Raw genomic sequence first — 20,886 nt, 5'->3', positions numbered from 1 at the left:
AAGCCAAAGTTTAGTATCTTATGTATAGCTTAATTAATGATTTAAACTAAATTTTAATCTGCATAAGCGCTTAGGAAGGGTGATTGGTGCGTTGTATGTATTCAAATGATGATCTGGATCAACCTAGGTGTGCTTTTACCGAATTGTAGGTATACAATTTAATGTTAAGTTATTGATATCATCTTGCAAAAGAAATGAGCTGTAAGCAATTTACTATCACACATGACTAGTTTACCGCTCTGTCGTAAACCAGCGCGCAATAAAATACGTTAAATAGCCCCACTTGTTGGAGGATTTATGAGTTCCACACAAAATGAAGAGAAAAAGTTTGAGTTTAGAATATTCATTTTTCTAACGGTATTTCTCGCCCCACTTTTATCTATTTTGCTTGTATCAGGATTGGGTTTCGCAATTTGGTTTAGCCAAATTCTAACTGGCCCGCCAGGTGCAGGTTAAACCCATAAAAATAAAAATATAAATAATTAGAGTGATAAAGATGAGCAATGAACTTCACGTAACAAGCTTGGTACTCCAAGTACAACCTGAGCAGATGTCTGCAGTAAGGCAAACCATCATTGAGATGGAAAATGCCGAACTGTCAGTTAATAACGAAGTGAAATTGGTCGTAGTGCTTGAAGGCGATAGCCAGAAATCATTAATGACAGATATCGAAACTATTAACGCAGTGCCAGGAGTGTTGTCGGCTGCGATGGTTTATCACCAAAGTGAAGCGCTTGAAGAGGGTGAAAAATGAAAATGAACAGACGCGAATTTATGAAGGCCAATGCTGCATTGACTGCAGCGAGTGTGGCCGGTTTAGCTTTACCCGCAACAGCGAGTAATCTGATCACCAGTTCTGAAGAAACAAAACTAGAATGGAACAAGGCGCCGTGTCGTTTTTGTGGTACGGGTTGCTCAGTGATAGTGGCAACGCGCGACGGTAAAGTCGTTGCAACTCATGGCGATGCAAAAAGTGAAGTGAACAAAGGCCTTAACTGCATCAAGGGCTACTTCCTGTCTAAGATCATGTACGGTAAAGATAGATTGCAAACACCTATGCTACGTATGACAGACGGTAAGTATGATAAGAATGGTGAGTTTACACCAGTCTCTTGGGATACTGCGTTTGATACTATGGCTGAAAAATGGAAGAAAACCATTAAAGAGAAAGGGCCAACCGCAATTGGTATGTTTGGTTCTGGTCAGTGGACGGTATGGGAAGGCTACGCTGCTTCAAAATTAATGAAGGCAGGCTTTGGCTCTAACAATATCGACCCTAATGCGCGTCACTGTATGGCGTCTGCTGTAGGTGGTTTCATGCGTACCTTCGGTATCGATGAGCCGATGGGTTGCTATGATGATATGGAAGCAGCTGATGCCTTTGTACTTTGGGGCTCGAATATGGCTGAGATGCACCCAATCCTTTGGAGTCGTGTAACAGACCGTCGTTTAAGCGCACCACATGTCGATGTCGCTGTATTGTCGACGTTCGAGCACCGCTCGTTTGATTTAGCCGACCTGGGTATTGTATTTACGCCGCAAACAGATTTGGCAATGCTGAATTTCATCGCCAATTACATTATTCAAAATGATGCCGTTAACTGGGACTTTGTTAATAAGCACGTTAACTTCCGTCAAGGTCAAACCGATATTGGTTATGGCCTGCGACCATCACATCCATTGCAGAAAGCCGCTAAGAACGTTGATACAGCGGGTAGCTCTACTGCAATTGATTTTGATGCATTTAAGGCATTCGTTGCTGACTATGATGTGAAATCAGTCAGTGAGCTGTCTGGCGTTCCTGAGCATAAACTGATTGAGCTGGCTAAGCTTTATGCCGATCCCAATAAGAAGGTGACCTCGTTCTGGACCATGGGCTTTAACCAGCATACTCGTGGTGTTTGGTGTAACAACCTTATCTATAACATCCATCTATTAACGGGTAAGATTTCGACTCCGGGTAACAGTCCGTTCTCACTGACTGGTCAGCCATCAGCCTGTGGTACAGCGCGTGAAGTGGGAACCTTCTCACACCGCCTACCCGCAGATATGGTGGTTAAAAATCCAAAGCATAGAGCCATCGCAGAAAAAATTTGGCGTATTCCAAGTGGTATTATTCCGCCAAAACCTGGCTATCATGCCGTCGAGCAAAACCGTCGTCTAAAGGATGGTGATATCAATGCTTATTGGGTTCAGGTGAACAACAATATGCAGGCGGGTCCGAACATTAATGAAGAAGGTTTACCGGGTTACCGTAATCCTGAAAACTTCATTGTTGTTTCAGATGCTTATCCAACCGTTACCACGCAGGCTGCTGATCTTATTCTTCCAACCGCTATGTGGGTTGAAAAAGAGGGTGCCTACGGTAACGCAGAGCGTCGCACCCAATTCTGGCATCAGATGGTTAAAGCGCCAGGAGAGTCTCGTTCAGATCTATGGCAGCTAATGGAGTTCTCTAAGCGCTTTACCACTGACGAAGTGTGGCCTGCTGATGTGCTGGCTGCTAATCCTGAGTTTAAAGGTAAGACATTATTTGAAGTGCTTTACCAAAATGGCAATGTTGAGAAGTTCCCACTGTCAGATCGAAACAGCAAATACATGAATGACGAATCAGAAGACTTTGGCTTCTATGTTCAAAAAGGCTTGTTTGAAGAGTATGCCACCTTTGGCCGCGGTCATGCCCATGATTTAGCACCATTTGATACCTACCATGAAGTACATGGGTTACGTTGGCCTGTAGTGGATGGTAAAGAGACTAAATGGCGCTTTAAAGAAGGAAGCGATCCGTATGTGAAGGCGGGTTCTGGTTTTGAGTTCTACGGTAAACCAGACGGCAAAGCGGTTATCTTCGCACTGCCATATGAGCCAGCTGCAGAGTCACCAGATGAAGAGTTCGATATCTGGTTATCAACAGGTCGTGTGCTAGAGCATTGGCACTCAGGCTCAATGACCCAACGCGTTCCTGAGTTGTACCGTGCCTTCCCTGATGCAGTGTGCTTTATGCACCCAGAAGACGCCAAAAAGCGAGGCCTGCGCCGTGGTGATGAAGTCAGAGTGATTTCACGCCGAGGAGAAATTAACACCCGAGTTGAAACTCGTGGCCGTAATAAGCCGCCAGTGGGACTTGTGTTTGTGCCTTGGTTTGATGCGAGTCAGTTGATTAACAAAGTGACCTTAGATGCGACGGATCCTTTGTCAAAGCAAACAGACTTTAAGAAGTGTGCAGTGAAGATCGTCAAGGCATAAGGAGAACAATAATGAAAATATTAACACGAGTATCTGTAGCTGCTTTGATGAGTGTGAGTGCATTTGCTGTTGTGGCAGAGTCTATTCCAGCCGACAAAATAGCCACGCTGCGTGAAGCACCGCTAAATGTAGAACCAACGCCGCCAGTGATGCAGAAAGTCATGAATACTGATGTTAAGCAGTCTCGTAACTATCCGATGCAGCCACCTGTGATCCCACACAAGATCGATGGTTATCAGGTGAACTTAAAAGTGAATAAGTGTATGTCTTGTCATGACCGTAAGCGTACTACCGATTCACAGGCGCCTATGGTTAGCGTGACTCACTACATGGACAGAGAGAACAACTTCCTGGCGACATTGTCTCCAAGACGTTACTTCTGTACTCAGTGCCACGTACCACAGCTTGATGCTAAGTTATTAGTAGAGAACGATTTTGTCGATATGGATGAACTTATCGATGCGAAAGTTAATACTAAAGCTAAGCACTAGGAGTCGTTATGACAGCTAAATTAATATCGATGTTAAAGAAGATTTGGCAGGTACTAAGAAAGCCGAGTGTACATTACAGCTTAGGTTTCCTTACACTGGGTGGCTTTGTTGCTGGGGTGATATTCTGGGGTGGTTTTAACACGGCCTTAGAAGTAACCAATCAAGAGGCTTTCTGTATCGGTTGTCACGAGATGGAAAACAACGTTTACCAAGAGATGCAAACGACGATTCACTTTACTAACCGAAGTGGCGTTCGAGCAACGTGTCCTGATTGCCACGTGCCTCATAACTGGACCGATAAGATTGCTCGTAAGATGCAAGCATCGAAAGAAGTCTGGGGTAAGGTGTTTGGAACAATTAATACCCGTGAGAAGTTCGAAGACAAGCGTCGTGAGCTTGCAGATCGTGAGTGGGCGCGTTTAAAAGCGAATGATTCGTTAGAGTGTCGTAACTGTCACAACTTCGATTACATGGACTTTACACGCCAATCACAGCGTGCGGCTAAGATGCATTCTACCTCATTAGCTAGTGGTGAGAAGACCTGTATCGATTGCCACAAAGGTATTGCTCATCACCTTCCAGATATGCAAGGTGTACAAGGCTGGTAAGTTCTGTTTGAACCAGAAGGCCTAAAGTAAAAAGCCAGCGCAAAATTGCGCTGGCTTTTTTGTTATTTTCCTCTATTTTATAGAGTTATCATCTAATGGCTTTGTTTATGATAAAAAAACAACACAGGCCATTTAAAATCACTATCAGGGAGCCGATAGGTGATTCAAAAATGCGTATTACGCAGTTGTTTATTCAGTGTATCTCTACTTGCAGGTACTGTTTCGGCTGGCACTCATCAAGGTGCAGCTGAAGTATGGGTGTCTCAAGATTTTCAGCCGTCGACGCTAACGAGAAGTGAGCAGATGCAAGAGATGCAGTGGTTTATTGATGCTGCGGAGCCTTATCGAAACCTCTCTATCAGAGTAACTTCTGAGCGTATCGCAACTCATATTTATGAATCAGAGGTGCTAGCTAAAGCATTTTATGAGATCACTGGGATCCATGTGGTTCATGAGGTGACGGGTGAAGCTGATGTATTGCATAAAATGTCGATTCAAAATGCTACAGATCAGAATCTATACGATGGTTACATTAGCGATAGTGACCTAATTGGTACCCATTTTCGGCAGGATTATGTTGTGCCTATTAGTGACTTTATTAGCGGTTCAGGTAAGAAGGTCACCTCTCCAACACTCGATTTAAAAGACTTTATAGGGTTGAATTTCACTAGCGCTCCAGACGGCAAGCTATATCAGCTGCCCGATCAGCAATTTGTTAACCTCTATTGGTATCGCCAAGATTGGTTTGCTAGACCGGAGCTCAAAAACCTATTCAGAGCTTTGTATGGTTATGAGTTGGCAGTGCCGCAAAATTGGCAGGCCTACGAAGACATTGCTGAATTTTTTAGTGAAAAAGTTAAAGTGATCGATGGCAACAGAATTTATGGTCATATGGATTATGCGAAAAAGCACCCATCATTAGGTTGGCGAATTTCCGATGCTTGGTTGTCCATGGCTGGAGTTGGTGACAAGGGCTTACCTAATGGCATTCCTGTCGATGAATGGGGGATTAGAGTCGAAGACTGTCACCCCGTTGGTGCTAGTACCTCAAGGGGAGGGGCACTCAATAGTCCCGCTGCAGTATATGCTGTTGGCAAATATGTCGATTGGCTTAAATACGCACCGATAGAGGCCAGAGAACTCTACTTTTCACAATCACTAGTCTGGCCTGCCAAAGGGGTCATCGCTCAACAAATATTTTGGTATAGCGCCGACATTGGAAACTTAGTCACACCGGGCTCAGAACTGATGAATGAAGATGGTACGCCAAAATGGCGCGTAGCTCCTTCGCCGCTAGGAAAATATTGGCAAGCGGGGATGAAGTCGGGTTATCAAGATACTGGAGCCTGGACTTTTTTAAAGTCGACACCATTAGATAGGCGACAAGCCGCTTGGCTTTATGCCCAGTTTGTTGTATCAAAAACCGTTAGTTTGAAGAAGTTTCTTAAAGGGTACACCCCAGTGCGATTATCGGATCTTCAATCGGAACAAGTGACAGAAATTGCGCCTTACTTAGGCGGGTTAATTGAGTTTTATCGTAGTCGTGGGCGGCAAGTCTGGACGCCTACGGGTAACAATGTTCCTGATTATCCCGGTATCGCTAAATATTGGTGGCGCCATATCGCTATGGTCGTAGAGGGCGATAAGACCGCTCCGCAAGCATTAGATGAAATGGCAAAGGCCGTTGATGAACATCTAGCCTCGCTTGAAAAAAGTGATATGCAGCGCTGTGCACCGAAATTGAATCCCAGTACGAGTATTGAAGTTTGGCTCGAAAATCCAGGTTCTCCTAAAATGAAAAATAATGAAAAACCAAAAGGACGGACATTACCTTATGAGGAGGCTATTCGTGTTTGGCAATAATCTTCGCTGTCTTGCATTATTGTCAGTCGCATTTACGGTGCAAGTTCATAGCGCTGCTGAATCAAGCGACAAGATCAGTTCTGGCCAATTGCAACCAAAAGTGTTGTCCATTAACGCTTCGCAAAGCGATAAACCTCTTCGTATGCAGGTGTTAACTTATGAAGAGCCTCCTTTTGCGTTTATCGAACAAGGACAACATAAAGGCCTATTAGTCGAGTTAGTCGCAGAGCTGTTCAAACGTGCGGCGCTGGATTATCAGCTTTCCTTTGTGCCGTTAAAGCGAGCACTATTGACGACGTTACAACATAAGAATTACTGCGTTACCCCGGTCGAGCGTAGTCAAGAGCGTGAGGCGGATTATCAATGGATAAGCCCTATGCTGATTTCACGCTATGGGCTTTATAGTTCAGATAGTCAAAAAATAGCGTTAACCAGTTTAAGTGATGCTAAACCATTTACCATAGGTTCCTATTTAGGCAGTGGCATTGCCGAGTATTTATTGGGTTTAGGCTATAACGTCGAGTTAGCGTCGTTAAGAAGGCAAAATATTAAAAAGCTGCAATATAACCGTATTGATTTAATGGCATCGGAGTTAATGAGTGCACGAGAAGATATGCGAGTAACAAATATAGAGTTGGGCGAACCTGAATTGGTATTTTATACATCAATCCGCGCAATGGCGTGCAATATTGACTTAGCGCCTAAGGTAAAAAACCATCTCGATGCAGCCTTATTAGCTATGTATCAAGATGGTTTTATTGATGCTTTATACTTACGCTATGGCGTTAGTATTAGTTTGTAGCGGATCACTAAAGGGTAAATTACTTAAGTTGAGCTAAGATGTTACCTGACAGATACTCAGCAAAGTTGTGGCCGTGATTTTGCAACATTTTTGGGAACATAGAGATCTGAGTTTGCCCTGGGAATGTATTGATCTCATTGAGTAAAATTTCATTATCTTCGGTTAGGAAGAAGTCAATTCTAGACAAGTGACGTAGCTTCATACCTTTAAAGACTTTAACGGCATACGCTTGTATTTGCTTGGCAATGGCTTCATCGACATCGGCTTCAATGACCGTTTGTGCTTGGCTATTTTCAGCATACTTTTCATCGAAACTATAGAAAGTGTTACTGGCACAAATGATTTCACCGGGTTTAGTGGCGATGATCTCACCATTGACCTCAAAGGTGGCCACCTCTAGCTCACGAGCGTTAATGGTTTTTTCTACCACAACGTAAGGTGAGTATTTAAAAGCTTCTTCTAAAGAGCTCGCGAGTTGCTCTTTAGTATCAACACGGTAACAACCAACAGATGAGCCTTGTGATGCAGCTTTAATAAAAATAGAGCCCCACTGTTGTAGTGCAAGTTCAGTTTCTTCAATGGCTTGTTGATTAAACTCATTTAAGAAAATATACGGTGTATTGGGGATCCCAAGCGCACTGAACCACATTTTAGCGGTCACTTTATTAAAGCAGTTACTGCTTGCTTCAGAATCGCAGCCAAAATATGGCAGATTGATTAACTCAAAGTAAGATTGGATATCGCCAGTTTCACCCGGGTAGCCGTGAATACAGGGGATAACATAATCCACACCCCAAGGGGCTTTGGTTGGGTCATCGAAGCGAATTTGCTTACTGTTAGTCAACTCACAAAGCTCGCCTGCTTGAGTGTGGTATTGGCCGTCAGCATTAAGCTCAACCCGTAGCACATTGAAATGCGGCAAAGTGGCTAATTGAGTTTCAAAAAAATTGGCTGATAAGAGTGAGATGCTGTGTTCATCGCCACCGCCACCGCACAATAGTAATAAATTCTTTTGGGTCATTTTATCTCCACCGGTTCCCCGTTATATTCAGCTGACTCACTATGGCGTAATCACTTTGTAATGCAAGTTTTGCCTTATCGATTTCGCTCGAATGCTGTTTTTATATTCGAGTCTATAAGACTTTTACACGCTAGGCGTGAATAAGGGTTAATCTCGCCATAAACGTTGGGCTAATCCCGATGCTCGCTGCGTTAGACATGTTGTTGCGTGCTCAAAAACCCTTTGACTTCCCAAGCAGGTAAAATGATGCTTCGCACGAGTAATCGCGGTATAGATCAACTCTTTCGATAATAACTGCTGCTGCGCGTTACTGGGCCTTATCGGCAGTACTAAAGAGACGTGACTAAACTCACTACCTTGGCTTTTATGTACTGTCATGGCATAACAGGTTTCGTGACTTGGTAATCGAGCGGGTAACACTTTTAATAGGCTGCCGTCCGCCTGAACAAAGTGGGCCATTAATCGGTGTGACTCACTATTGGTGTCGGGCAAAATAAGGCCAATATCGCCATTAAACAAACCGAGATTATAATCGTTGCTTTGAATGATGATTGGCCGCGCGGCGTAAAACTCCTGTTCAGGACGAATAAGTCCTTTGGCAGCCAAAGCGGCCGTGACCCCCTGGTTGATGCCATCAACGCCATATTCACCTGCCCGCATGGCGCATAAAATTCGATACTGATTAAAGCAATCGATAATGGCTTGTGCATCATTTGGCGTTTGGTGCATGGCGCCGATATAAGCACCATATTGTTCAACAGCCTGCGCGAGTAGGCTTTCAAGGCCACTATTGCTCTGCGCGCCGGTGTGATTGCTATTCACTAAGCCATGTTCAATCCACAATAACTCTTGATAACCTGTTTGCCAGACTTCTGCGACGCGAGCGGTATTTGACTGGTTCACCGCTAGGGCAAGTTGACCAATACCGGCATCGCCTTGAAAGCGATGGCTGTGCATTAGCATACAAAGACTGTCGCCAATCTTAGGGTTAGGACTGATAAACTCTGATAGCGGTGTGTTTGTTAACAGGCTAAGTCGATCCGCCTGCTCTTGTGAATAGCGCATCTGCCAGCGGTTTTGTTTGTTTACTTTAGAGACTTGCTTTAACCCTTGGCAAATATCGGCCAGTACAGCACCAGCTTCTACCGAGGCCAGCTGATCTTGATCGCCGAGTAAAATAAGCCGAGCATGTTCAGGAAGCGCCGATAACACCTTATGCATCATAGGTAAGTCGACCATAGATGCTTCATCAATAACTAACAGATCCAGTCTTAACAGATTGTCTTTATGGTGTCTAAATTGGTGCGAATTAGGAATAACACCCAGTAAGCGGTGTAAGGTTGCCGCTTCTTCTGGAATTTTGGCAATATTTTTATCCAAGTCGATGACGCCTGCTTGGCTTAAATCATTTGCAAGTCGCTGCTTTGAGGCTTTTATTGACTCACTTAAACGCGCGGCCGCTTTGCCGGTTGGCGCGACCAGTCGAATGGTTAGCTCCTGACCTGCGCACAGTAAATACAGCAGCTTAGTTACAGTTGTCGTTTTACCTGTACCTGGGCCTCCAGTGATGACGGCTAATTTCTGGGTCATTGCGGTAGCCGTGGCTATTTTTTGCCAGTCATATTGCTGCTCAGTCACGGGGAAGAGTTTAGCGAGTAATTCACGGGCTTGGTTTATGTCTAGACTGTTTATATCTAGACTGTCATTCAGTTCGTTAGGACTTGGTGATAATGACAGCTGCTTTAGTGAATCAGCCACTTCTTTCTCGTAGTGATAGTAGCGCTGCAGATAAAGATTACCTTTATCCATAATCAGAGGTTTTAGAATGGGGTCTTCAGGCGTACCTATGGCTTCGAATGCTAATAGCGCTTGCTCTAACTGACTTAGCTCTAAGCTTATTTGGCATTGGCTACTTTGCTCCTTAAAGGGATTGTCTAAATCTATCTGTTTAAGCGGCAAGCAAGTGTGCTGGCTCGACAAGTGTTGACTCACAAGGGCGCAGATAAGTGTGAATAAAGGCGATGACTCCTGATGAAGCTTAGTCATCTCTAACGCAAAGTGGCGATCAAGAGAGGTGAGTAATCGCTCATTTTGCCACCGTTTCAATAGTTCATTAATCGGCTGAGTAGTAACGATCATTTGACCTCCACAGAGGCATTATCTAGTGCTATTGAGCTTGAGCCTGACATTGGATCTGACATTAAGAGTGTCTCACTGTTCTGAGGTGTCGAGTTTGTAAATAACGCATCTAGCTTTTCGATAAGTAACTTAGGCGGCTTATCATAATACACCCCTGATTGTGGGCTACTGACAGACATTCCTCGTAAAAACAGATAGAAACAACCTCCTATATGCTGATCGTAATCGTAGTTTACCATCCTCAGCGAAAGGTAGCGGTGTAGGGCAAGCGTATAGATAATATACTGCAGATCATAACGATGAGAGCGAATAGCTTGCTGCATATTAGTGTAATGATATTGGCTCAAATCATCGCCTAAGTGATTCGACTTATAATCGGCGATAAAGTATTGGTTATTATGCTCAAAGGTTAAATCCACAAAGCCCTTAAGCATGCCTTGTAAGTCATCAAAGACAAGGCCTGCGCTATAGCCGAACTCGGTTAACAGGGCGTTGAGCTTATCGGCACTCAGGGATACTATAGGTAGGTAAAACTCCATCTCTACCAGTTTTTGTTGTGATGATAATTGTGCCAGCTTTAACGAATCATCGGTTGCTAACGGTGCATGCAATAAATCGAGATACCAAGCTTTGAGCACGTCTACCCAACTTTCATCTATGCCATATTTACTCATGGCAATCGGTAGCTGCACATCAAGATCGATTTCGGCTTGGGTAAAGTCGATGAGCTCTAATACCAAGTGCATAAAGCTACCGGCATTTGCGCCGCGCTCAAAGTTAAAGCGAGAAGGTGAGTCATCAATGTCATCGATAATGGTATCAACTTCCGGGAATATCTCATCATCGGCACCAGGCAGCACTTTTTCATGGGCTAAGTGTTTAACAAGACCTGAGTAGCTGCCGACACGCCATGGAGTCAGCTGCGGCCGTTTCAGCTCTTTTGGGGCAAAGTGTGTTTCAATGGCTTCATCTTTGGCTAAAATCACCGGCTCTACATTGACTTCTTTATCGCTACCCGCAGCTGCCAGTTCGCTTAAGCTAATGGCGACCGGATTGGCCTTTTGTAATAAGTTTGCTTGTAGCAGTAACCTATCGTAATCACAGGCCTTATCTTCAATCCCCAATAAATAACCAATGGCGGTTTCATGTAATTGGCTACTCATGCCCGACTTTTTGGTAAAGCGGCTATGGTTAGCAATATACAGATAGCACTTGAGTACCGGACGGGTAAGGGCCACATAGAGCAAGCGTAGATCTTCGGCTAAGGTTTCCCGCTTTTGGCGCTCCCAGCCTTCCTCACTCTGCTCAATATCCCAGATCAATTTATTGTGATCGTGATACAGCATGGGCGACGGTTTTTTTCGGTTATCGCGGCTTAAGCTGACAAACGGAATAAAGCAGATTGGGTATTCTAGGCCCTTACTCTTATGAATCGTGACAATCTGCACTAGGTTTTGCTCACTTTCTAAGCGTAGCTGTGCTTCTTCACTTGGCTGATTTTCAATAAGTGCTTGTTCAAACCAATTGATCAGTGCACTGAAGCCGTCGAGCTCTGTAGCCTTTTGCTGCAAGAGTTCACCCAGGTGTCTAAAGTCGGTTAAACGCCGTTCACCGTCCTCATTGTTAAGTAAACGCTCGATGATCTGAGTTTGGCTTGCCAGTGTCAGCAATGCCGGCATGATGCCGCGTTTTAACCACACTTGATGCAGCTGCGCAAATTGCTCAAGCAGTGTTTGGCGCGTATCTTCATCTTGGTTAAATTGATGAATAGCCTCGGCGCTATAACCGAGCAAAGAGGTGGCGAGGGCACTTCTTAACGCGCGCTCATCTTTCGGATCGGCCATGGCATAGAGAATCAATGCCATTTCCCGCGCTTCTAAGGTATTAAACACGCTGTCGCGACTTAAAAATACCGCACCAATTTGACGAAGGCGTAATGCAGACTTAATGACATTAGCTTCGTGTCTATCTCTGACGAGTACCGCAATATCTTTCGCTTTTAGTGGGGTATCAGCAATAGCGCACAGCTTTTGCTGCGCATCAGTCAGTAATAATGCGATCTCATCTGCAACATCATCAGCGAGTCGTTGTCTTGCAGTGGTCTTATTGAGGCCTTTTTCGCTCTCTTCACTCAATAGTCTGAGTCTTAAGGCACTGTTATTTTTAAGTTTTTCGTTGAGCACTTTTTTATCGGCAAAACTAGAGGCGTTAACGGGCTCAAAAGGGATCGACTGACTGATAAAGGGGTCATTTCTGTGGCTGAAAATAGCATTAACCGCATCGACCATCTGCTTGTTAGAGCGATAATTAGTGTCTAGATTGTAATGCTTGGCCGTTTGCTCACGAGCCTGGATATAGGTGTGAATATCGGCACCGCGAAACGCGTAAATAGCCTGTTTTGGGTCGCCTATCATCAATAAACTTAACTTGCTATCGTTATCGGACGGATCACGAAGGCTAGTATCAGTCTCTTCAGTCACATTCACTTTAGCTTGGCACTGGTAAACGCTTGAAAATATCTTAAACTGCAGCGGATCAGTGTCTTGGAACTCGTCAATTAATGCCACTGGAAAACGTCGGCTAATGCTGGTGGCTAAGCTATGCTTTTTAGCAACATCTAATGCACCCGCAAGGGTCAGTAGCAAGTCATCTGGAGTGAGCAGGTTGCGCTCAAGTTTTTGTTTAGCAAAGCGTTTGGCAATGCCATCTCTTGCGCAATAAAGAAAGCTTGGAATGAGATCTGTGATGAACTGAGCCAGTCGCTCCATATGCTCCAGCATGGGAGCTTGCTGAGCTGATGGGATCTCTCCGCCTTTATTTAATTTAAGGCTATTAAGTGACAAAGCCTCAAGCGCCTTTGCGGGCGGTAAGCCTTGGCCGAAGGCAACCCAGTTGTCGATATCATCGAGCATCTTGGCAAGCTTTGGGAAACCATCGCTTTGTTTACCAAAACGCGCGCCATTGAGTGGCAGTGAATGCAGCAAGGTTTCGGTTTGCTCGCGCTCTGTAGGCCAAATCAATTTAAAGCGGCTTAGGCTTTGAGTTAGGTTTGTTTGTAACTTATCAAAGGCTTCAGGCATAGGCATAGCAACGGCATTACTGGCACCGAGTAATGGTCTAAGTTGGCGTGATAATGCATCGGGTTCACTAAATTTACTTTGGATCACATCGGCCAAACTGCCTGTTAATGGATAGCACTTCTCACGCCAAAAATCGCGCACCGCATGATGCAGGAATTCACTATCATCTAAGGTGAATTCAGATTCAAATAGTAGAGATGACTCAAAGGCCATATCTGCCAAAATGCGCTGACAAAAACCGTGAATGGTAAAAATAGCCGCTTCGTCGAGTGATTTTAGCGCAAGATCTAAACGCTTACGGGCAATGGGTAACGCCTCTTGGGCCGTTGCATCGTACAGCGCATTGATCAATTGGTCATCGACCTCGAGACCGATAAAGCGGCGATAAGCAAGCTGAATTTTCTTTCGAATACGATCTCTTAACTCACCCGTTGCTGCATTGGTAAAGGTAACGACTAAGATTTGCTCGCAAGTCAGTGGCGTATCAATGCCATGACCTAGCAGCAGGCGTACGTACAAGCCGGCAATGGTAAAGGTTTTACCTGTACCGGCGCTGGCCTCGATGAGGCGACTGCCGCCAAAAGGCAATGTTAGCGTATCTAAAGGCTCTGGTGTGATAGTTGCGGCGGCAGTATGAGTTTTAGTCGTTATATCGTTTAGGTGATGGTTACTCATCTTAGTTTGCCTCACTTGGATTTATTGACGACGTGGCCGCTAAATCGATATCGACGGTGTCAATTCCAGACTCTGAAAATGTTGCTAATTCACTGAGTTTATCTTTGTGATACAAGCTCAGTAGCGGCGAGAGTAATCTATCTGCCGTTTTAGCGAAGTTATCTTCGCTAAAGTCTTCTGGGAAACTAAATAACCGCTGGAAATGTGGCTCAAGCCCTTCACCTAGCTGGCTCTGTTCGTCTAACCACTGTGATTGTGCCTCCATTAATTTTTGTCTATGTGAGCCTTCAGCCTCGACGTAGGCTAGAGCCGTACGAGGCATAAACATTAACGGATGTGCTTGACCTTGCTTGAAACAGCTTAACCATTGACTTAATTGATTTTTTGCCTGTTCAGCAGTGACGGGTGCAAATGCATGGAAGTGGCCAATATCGAGTAAATAACTGGTTATTGGCGTGCGTCTGTTTAGCTCTGATTTAAGTGCTGGCTGCTGCATGGCGCACAGGCAAAGATGACGTAAATAGACACGGATTAAATCGCGGCCATTGGCAGTACCCGGGCGGTAGTTCACTAAGCCTTTGGCGCTTAAATCATCGATGCGGCCGACGAGGTTGATATTCTCATCATCAAATAGAAGGTTGATGTTGACCGACTCTGCTTTGTCCCCTTTAAGATATAAACTGCGACCAATCAATGGTTTAATATCATGTAGATACTGATTTAAAATCAAGTCATCAAAGGGCTTTAATGGTAAATTACCTTGCGCTTTTAAACGTGCTAACAAGTCGGTGTCAGGCTGCAGCTCACCGCTGTCGATGGCATTGTCTAACAAAATGGCTTGTAGTTTGTAGCGCTCTAAGGCATTGAGACTAAAAGGCTCGTCATTATCATCTGCCTGGATATCAAGCCCAAGGTCAACCTTTAAAGTACGATTAAAGAAATACTGCGCCGGGTTTCTGAAAAAGCGGATCAGCGCTGAAAGTTCAAGTTCTTGCGGCTCGCTACCGCTGTCATCACTAAATGGGATCAGTTGCGTCATTTGGCCGATGAAGTGTTTGTAATGACTTTGCTGCACACTGGACTCGGCTCTCATTGGAGTTGGACACCACTGTGCAGAGTAACTTTGTTGAAGACGTTGGTGTACCTCTGCTGATGACGCCGTATTTGCGCTAGCATCTGCTGCCGTATGTAAGCCCGAGTCTAAGCCTGTATAAAGCCGGCTATCAAATGGTTGCAGTGGCTGTTTATAAATTAAATGCGCGCGCATACGCTTTTCAATATCATCGATTAAGGTCGGTGATACGTTACCTGTTGATGCTTGCTCACCCGCTAAACTCTCGGGTAGGTAAACCAGTTGGCAATACTCAATTAATTCAGAGACCAACATCGATGGGATGCGTTCTGAATCGTCACGCTCGCTATTGCCGATATAACTGATATAAAGCTGATCTCGCGCCGATAAAATAGCTTCTAAAAATAAGTATCTATCATCTAAACGGCGTGAGCGGTCGCCTTTTCGTGGCCCCATTTGCGCCACAAGGTCAAAGCCTACGGGATGCTGCACTCGTGGGTATACACCATCATTCATTCCCAGCAAACAGACTAGTTTGAAGGGAATAGAGCGCATCGGCATTAAGGTACAGAAATTAACGCTGCCGGCAAGGTAACGCTGACCGACTCGAGATTCTGACAGACGGCTAGTAAACCAGTTTTGTAATACTTCGATGGTGAGTGGCGTGGTGTACCCAGCTTCGGTTAACTCTTCATTGAGTTTAACGATGGCGTCACGGATCTCCTGTTGCTGCACCATTTCATCATCGTCAACATTATAAAAGTTGTCTAATATGGCCTCGAGTTGCGCCATGCGTTCACTCAAGCTACATACTTCTGCAAGCGCTTGGTGAACATCATCCAGTGCTTCGATAAAATCGAGCAGTTTGCCTAACGCTTGGGCAGTTTGTCCTTCGACGCCATTTACCGATAAGTTGTGCTGATAAAGTGGTGAGTCGTCACTAAAGCTGTAACCTAATATCAAGCGTTTGATGCCAAATGCCCAGGAGTTTTGCTCAAAGGCTGGAATATGGTATTCGGTGCGACTATTTTCGTCGCGGCCCCAACGTACACCTGCTTGCTCTAACCAACGCTTAATGACCGTCAGGCCGTCATCGTCTAGTTCAAAACGGCGCAGCACCGCTGGCACTTCTAAGATACTGAGGATATCGGTCAGACCAAAACGGCTTTGGTTGATTTTTAATAGGTGTAAAAAGCTTGAGATTAGTGGGGACTCTTGCGCGGCGCCGCGATCGGCAATAGCGTAAGGAATATAATGAGCGCCTTGTTTTGCGCCAAAAACGGCATCGATATAGGGGGCATAGGCGGCGACATCGGGCATCATGATCACGATATCTTTTGGTGCTAGCGGGGTAGCGCCATCTGCAACTTGTTCATCAGAGATAGGGCGAGATAACATCTCAAGCAAGTGGTCGTGCAGGGTCTCGACTTCTCTAAGCGGGCTGTGGCAGCTTCGTACCGTAATTGAGTTATCAGTTTCTTGAACCACTCTTCGGCCATCTAAGCTTAAATACAGCGCGGCATCAGGTCCAAGGCTTTGACCCCGGGTGCTTAGCTCTAATATGTCATATTGCACACCACTGAGCATAGTCTCGGGGCTTGGCTCTTGGTAGCAATCGAAATTAAAGGCGGTATGCTCCTCTGGTAGCTCTAATAGTAAGTCGAGTAATTCACGACCCATTTTACCGTTATTAGCGAGAAGTGGATTGCCGACTTCGAGCTTATCTTCCCACTCGAGTTCTAATTTATGTTTATCGGCATACTGCAGTGCCATCCGCGCGCGTAGGCGGGGATCGACTATGTCGCCCCAATAGTGCTGACAGGGACTAAGGTTTAGCATGATCACATCGATGCGCTTGGCTAAATAGTGCAGTACGTCAAGGGTTTGTGGTGCCATCGACGAGATCCCAAACACAAACAAGCGTCTGGGTAGTGCTTCTAAGTTGGTGCTAGGCTCATCGAGTGCATCAAACAAGGCTTGGTGTAGATTTGCACGGTGATAGCGACTCTTATTTAAAGTGTTAGCATTAAAGTCGATAAGTGCGCGCCATAAAATCGGTTGCCACGCTTGAGCTGGACTGAGTTTGTCACCTTTTGGCGGTAACGTCGGCTCATTGGCCTCCCAAGCACTGATCCAGTCAGGACGGTAAACTAAATATTGGTCGAAGATATCGGCTATTTGGCCACAAAGTTGATACAATTTAAGTGGGTTTTGTTCAGTGCTTTCAATGCCCGCACTTTCGCTGTCAGCGTTTGGAAAGCCTATTTCTACGTGAGTTTCAACATTAGTTTCGATGTCAGAATTTAAGTCTCGACCAAGATTGCCGTTGTTCAGGTAATTTGCCAGCGGTAAAAAGTCGTCTCTGTCGATAAGGGTTGGCAGCAACTCCATCAGTTTCCAGGTCATTGCCGCTTTGGTAAAGGCGTTTTCTTTTGGCACATCCTCTAGCAAGGTATGACATAACTGCCAGATAAAACTTGAGGGCAGTGGGAACTCTAAGCCCGCTGCAATATTGTTTTGCCTCGCTATCTCTAATCTTAACCATGTGGACATACCCGGGCTCTGAACCAAAATATGTTCAGGCATCAATAATGGGGTGTTGGGTAATGGCGTGCGCAGCTCGCTGGCTAGCAGCTGTGATAATGCTTCCATTTGGTTTGATTGTACGAGATATAGCATGGCGGTCCTTTAACAACAATGCACTGGAGTGAGCACTTCATCGACTGAATTAATCCATTCTATGTGTTTGTTTTATTAAGTGCCAATCTCTGTTTAATGATATTGATTTTTAGCCATCTCGATTGCTTGATAAGTAGCCGAGAACAGTGTTTATTGCTATTTTCACTCAAATTTTGATACTTAATGGCGACAAAATACTGGGTTAATTTATCAAAGTCTTTCGCAATTGACGGGAAGACGGAGGCAACACGTTGGTTGTAATCTTGTGGGCCTTCATGGTGGGCTCTTGGCAAGCCGCGTTGGCGCAGCATTTTACAGACAGAATAATAAGCGTTGAGGTGTTTATCACTTGAGCGGCGAAACTGAATGATTCCGGCGCTATAAGCGATAGATAAGCCGATAACACTTAGGCTAATTAAGATGAAAATCGCAAGCTTAATGGGCGTGAGCTGACCTAAAAGATCTTCAAGAACGCCTTGTTGCTTTTTACTATCGAACCCGAGAACCCAGGTACTCCAAAAGTAATCGATACTTGAAAATTGCATCCGTAATTGATTCAAAAAAGGATTATCGCGGTAGGCTAGGCTACTAAATGGATTATCTAACAGATAAGTCGCCTCGGGGTCAAAAATGGCGTCAAAGCCTTGTTCGACTCGTTCGGGGGCGATCATCGCCGTTGGGTCTAATCGTACCCAACCTTGATTAGCCAGCCACACTTCAACCCAGGCATGGGCCATATATTGATACACGCTGTAATAACCCGCCGCGGCGTTAAATTCAGCGCCCTGATAACCGGTCACTAAGCGGGCTGGGATCCCCGTGGCTCTGGCCATAAATGTAAAAGCACTGGCGTAGTGCACACAAAATCCAGCCTTGTTATCGATAAGGAAATCATCGATTTGCTGCTCGCCAACGCTGGGGGGGTGCAAGGTATAGTAGTAAGGTTGCTCAGTGAAATAGCGCATCATCGCATTAAGGCGTGGGGCGGGGGCTGGGTATTTGGCTGCAAATTGTTGAGCGAGAGCCAGAGTTTTAGGGTTGCTGTTGTTAGGTAACGTTAGGTTAATAACGCGGCTTTGTGGGCTAAGTTCGCTATCCATAATATGCTTGTCATAACTGCTGACTTGATACAAGCGCCTTTGATCTATCGGTCGAGCAGCGTAGAGCGAATAATCTTCGAGTGCATGAATGCCTTTGTCTTGAGTGGTCGCGACATCTAGACCAAACAACCATTGTTGACCGCTCGATTCGGCAATGACCGTGTAGCTGATAGGGCTTGCTTGTGTGGGATGCGCCTGCTTAATGGTTTGCTTAGAGGCTTGCTTAATCGATGTGGGTTGCCCGTTGGATGCTTGTTTGGCTATCCGCACATTTTGAGTCCAATCTTTACCATCATAATCTTCCATTACAATGGCGCGCCAATAGAGCTTATCGTTACTTGGGGCGTCACCATTAAATGTTGCCCTAAAAGCCAGTTCACTTGAGCGTGTTAGCTTGCCGATATCGCCAAAGCTGACGGAGTCAGAAAGCCCTGTTTGGGCGCTTTTATTGGGGGGTACCATCCATAGGGGGGCAAGGCGAGGTAAGACTAAAAATAGCACTATGGTCAGCGGTAAACTTTGAACAATCATTTTACTACCGAGTTTTGCTGTATAGCTAAAGTTGCCCTCATCGTGATATAGGCTGATGAGTACGCAGGTATTAATAATGGTCACGATTAATAAATGAAGGGTCGTTAATACGCTTTGCTGCTGAATAAATGTAAAAGCGATGAGGAAGAAACCCACGAGTACAATAGCCTGAACATCACGGCGATTACGCATCTCTATGTACTTTAAAGCGTAACCGAGTATGAGTAGATTAACCATCGCTGTGAGGACACCGATTTGCCCTGCAACCATAGTCAGTGTTGATGCTGAAGCAAACGCGAGGCTGGTGACAAGCCATTTGGGTGGTTTAGCGACTTTGCCTAAATAGATGCCGATACGCCAAAAAATACAAATGGCACAAATCGCCAGAGACCAAAGCGTTACTTGCTCATATAGCGGAAATAAGATGGCAATATTGGTGATAAGTAGCCACATCATAGTGTGACGTGAAATGCTTTGCCTTTCTTTTGCTGTCATTGGTTATCCTTCGAATAATATTTTCGAGGGAAGAGTGCCAATTGAGTTTGGATCTTGATGCGATGCTGCTCTCCATGAGATGGCGTTATCGAATTGCCTGCGATAATCAACCCAAAGACCTGATTTTTATTACTCAATTGTTCGGTATGCCAAGCAAGATGGCTCAATGCAAGCTCGATATCTTGCGGTTCTTTTTCTAGCTGTAACCATAAAGGGGCATCTTGTGGCTCTTCAAATTCCTTAGTTAGCATCCCGCGGCCTTGAGCCCATTGTTTCCATGCAACCTGCTTTAACGGCTCACCCACTATGTATTCCTTTAATCCTTTATATTCATCAACGCCAGCAACATACTTGCCTGTATCTTGATGATCATCACCTTGGTATGCACTGAGTTTATTGGGGGTAGCATCGACGATAGGTTGGCTGAATACTAACTGAGATAAGGCTAAGTCAACCTGGGACCAGGCTCGGAAAAGTCCAAGAGGGTAACGAGTTTCTACTGTGATCCTGCCGGGATGATTTAGCCCGCGATGGGACTCGTTGAAGGTGACTAACGTCTGGGTTTGGTGATTACTGACCTGTTTAACGTTTTCTAAGGGCTGGTTTTTAAAGTTGAGCTGGATTTCATAAGCGTTCGAGTGTGATGACAGGTTTATCGGAAAGTAAATTGGTCTGCCGGCAACGTTATGTTTGGCCTTACTGCTAGACAGAGTCAGCCCCGCTAGATTCTTATAACTGTAAATAATGCAGGTATTGAAGATGCTGAGAAGTAAAAAGCTTAATCCCATTACCAAGTTATTTTGATAATTGGTACCAAATAAAAACAATAGGGTTAAGAGGAACAGCCAAGCCCAGCCAAATTTGGTTGGTAGAATAAAAATACTCTTATGACTCAGGATTATTTGCTCTGTTGCGGGGAGCCGACGGACTATCCAGTGTTGCCATTTGTGACCAAGTTTAGCCTTGATCCGAGTCAATAACCCATTATGGTTAGACTTATTGTTAGTATGGATTGACATAGGCTTGGTTCAAATGAATTTACCTCTGAATGTTATTGTTGATACGTTTTGCACTAGGCAATGGG

At 44.9% G+C, this 20,886-nt stretch carries 13 protein-coding genes; 7 read left to right on the top strand and 6 right to left on the bottom strand.

What is annotated here, in order from left to right; translation table 11 throughout:
• Positions 1–297: 297 nt before the first annotated feature.
• From ACVBIL_RS02765 to ACVBIL_RS02735, 7 genes are all read left to right on the top strand, one after another.
• Positions 298–456 (top strand): periplasmic nitrate reductase, NapE protein, encoded by a 159-nt coding sequence (locus tag ACVBIL_RS02765; RefSeq protein WP_447165467.1) that lies wholly within the window; start codon positions 298–300, stop codon positions 454–456.
• 40 nt (positions 457–496) lie between these two features.
• Positions 497–754 carry a chaperone NapD gene (locus ACVBIL_RS02760; RefSeq protein ID WP_447165466.1) on the top strand — a complete coding sequence of 86 codons (258 nt, stop codon included), beginning with the start codon at positions 497–499 and terminating at the stop codon, positions 752–754.
• Positions 755–756: 2 nt separating this feature from the next.
• Complete coding sequence (gene napA, locus ACVBIL_RS02755) at positions 757–3,246, top strand: nitrate reductase catalytic subunit NapA (RefSeq protein ID WP_447165585.1); 2,490 nt, start codon at positions 757–759, stop codon at positions 3,244–3,246.
• A gap of 11 nt (positions 3,247–3,257) precedes the next feature.
• The gene (locus ACVBIL_RS02750) at positions 3,258–3,737 is read left to right on the top strand and encodes a nitrate reductase cytochrome c-type subunit (RefSeq protein WP_447165465.1); all 480 of its coding nucleotides are present in this window, start codon (positions 3,258–3,260) and stop codon (positions 3,735–3,737) included.
• 8 nt (positions 3,738–3,745) lie between these two features.
• Positions 3,746–4,345: a cytochrome c3 family protein gene (locus ACVBIL_RS02745; RefSeq protein WP_447165464.1), complete on the top strand. Its 600-nt coding sequence runs from the start codon at positions 3,746–3,748 to the stop codon at positions 4,343–4,345.
• A 159-nt stretch (positions 4,346–4,504) separates the two neighbouring features.
• Entirely contained in the window at positions 4,505–6,208 is a 1,704-nt protein-coding gene (locus ACVBIL_RS02740; protein ID WP_447165463.1) for an ABC transporter substrate-binding protein, read from the top strand.
• Positions 6,195–7,010: a substrate-binding periplasmic protein gene (locus tag ACVBIL_RS02735; protein WP_447165462.1), complete on the top strand. Its 816-nt coding sequence runs from the start codon at positions 6,195–6,197 to the stop codon at positions 7,008–7,010. Before ACVBIL_RS02740 ends, ACVBIL_RS02735 begins: the two co-directional genes overlap by 14 nt.
• 19 nt (positions 7,011–7,029) lie before the next feature.
• Here the strand turns inward: ACVBIL_RS02735 and ACVBIL_RS02730 are convergent, their stop codons facing one another.
• From ACVBIL_RS02730 to ACVBIL_RS02705, 6 genes are all read right to left on the bottom strand, one after another.
• Positions 7,030–8,031: a D-alanine--D-alanine ligase gene (locus ACVBIL_RS02730; protein ID WP_447165461.1), complete on the bottom strand. Its 1,002-nt coding sequence runs from the start codon at positions 8,029–8,031 to the stop codon at positions 7,030–7,032.
• A 147-nt stretch (positions 8,032–8,178) separates the two neighbouring features.
• Complete coding sequence (gene recD / locus ACVBIL_RS02725) at positions 8,179–10,170, bottom strand: exodeoxyribonuclease V subunit alpha (RefSeq protein WP_447165460.1); 1,992 nt, start codon at positions 10,168–10,170, stop codon at positions 8,179–8,181.
• Entirely contained in the window at positions 10,167–13,925 is a 3,759-nt protein-coding gene (gene recB, locus ACVBIL_RS02720) for an exodeoxyribonuclease V subunit beta (protein ID WP_447165459.1), read from the bottom strand. Before recB ends, recD begins: the two co-directional genes overlap by 4 nt.
• Position 13,926: 1 nt before the next feature.
• A complete protein-coding gene (recC, locus tag ACVBIL_RS02715; RefSeq protein ID WP_447165458.1) occupies positions 13,927–17,676 on the bottom strand; it encodes an exodeoxyribonuclease V subunit gamma in 3,750 nt (1,249 codons plus the stop codon).
• Positions 17,677–17,735: 59 nt separating this feature from the next.
• Positions 17,736–19,802, bottom strand: a complete 2,067-nt coding sequence (locus ACVBIL_RS02710; protein ID WP_447165457.1) for a transglutaminase TgpA family protein — start codon at positions 19,800–19,802, stop codon at positions 17,736–17,738.
• Positions 19,799–20,821, bottom strand: coding sequence for a DUF58 domain-containing protein (locus tag ACVBIL_RS02705; RefSeq protein WP_447165456.1), 1,023 nt, complete (start codon positions 20,819–20,821; stop codon positions 19,799–19,801). Before ACVBIL_RS02705 ends, ACVBIL_RS02710 begins: the two co-directional genes overlap by 4 nt.
• Between the last annotated feature and the right edge of the window lie 65 nt (positions 20,822–20,886).

Source organism: Shewanella sp. 125m-7, assembly GCF_052977045.1.
This window is presented reverse-complemented; position numbering and strand designations above follow the sequence as displayed.

What these genes read in the sequence shown, in the direction of transcription:
- recC (WP_447165458.1), bottom strand. Translation starts at nt 17,676, where the DNA reads ATGCTATATCTCGTACAATCAAACCAAATGGAAGCATTATCACAGCTG.
- ACVBIL_RS02710 (WP_447165457.1), bottom strand. Translation starts at nt 19,802, where the DNA reads ATGACAGCAAAAGAAAGGCAAAGCATTTCACGTCACACTATGATGTGG.
- ACVBIL_RS02730 (WP_447165461.1), bottom strand. Translation starts at nt 8,031, where the DNA reads ATGACCCAAAAGAATTTATTACTATTGTGCGGTGGCGGTGGCGATGAA.
- recB (WP_447165459.1), bottom strand. Translation starts at nt 13,925, where the DNA reads ATGAGTAACCATCACCTAAACGATATAACGACTAAAACTCATACTGCC.
- recD (WP_447165460.1), bottom strand. Translation starts at nt 10,170, where the DNA reads ATGATCGTTACTACTCAGCCGATTAATGAACTATTGAAACGGTGGCAA.
- ACVBIL_RS02765 (WP_447165467.1), top strand. Translation starts at nt 298, where the DNA reads ATGAGTTCCACACAAAATGAAGAGAAAAAGTTTGAGTTTAGAATATTC.
- ACVBIL_RS02705 (WP_447165456.1), bottom strand. Translation starts at nt 20,821, where the DNA reads ATGTCAATCCATACTAACAATAAGTCTAACCATAATGGGTTATTGACT.
- napA (WP_447165585.1), top strand. Translation starts at nt 757, where the DNA reads ATGAACAGACGCGAATTTATGAAGGCCAATGCTGCATTGACTGCAGCG.
- ACVBIL_RS02750 (WP_447165465.1), top strand. Translation starts at nt 3,258, where the DNA reads ATGAAAATATTAACACGAGTATCTGTAGCTGCTTTGATGAGTGTGAGT.
- ACVBIL_RS02760 (WP_447165466.1), top strand. Translation starts at nt 497, where the DNA reads ATGAGCAATGAACTTCACGTAACAAGCTTGGTACTCCAAGTACAACCT.
- ACVBIL_RS02745 (WP_447165464.1), top strand. Translation starts at nt 3,746, where the DNA reads ATGACAGCTAAATTAATATCGATGTTAAAGAAGATTTGGCAGGTACTA.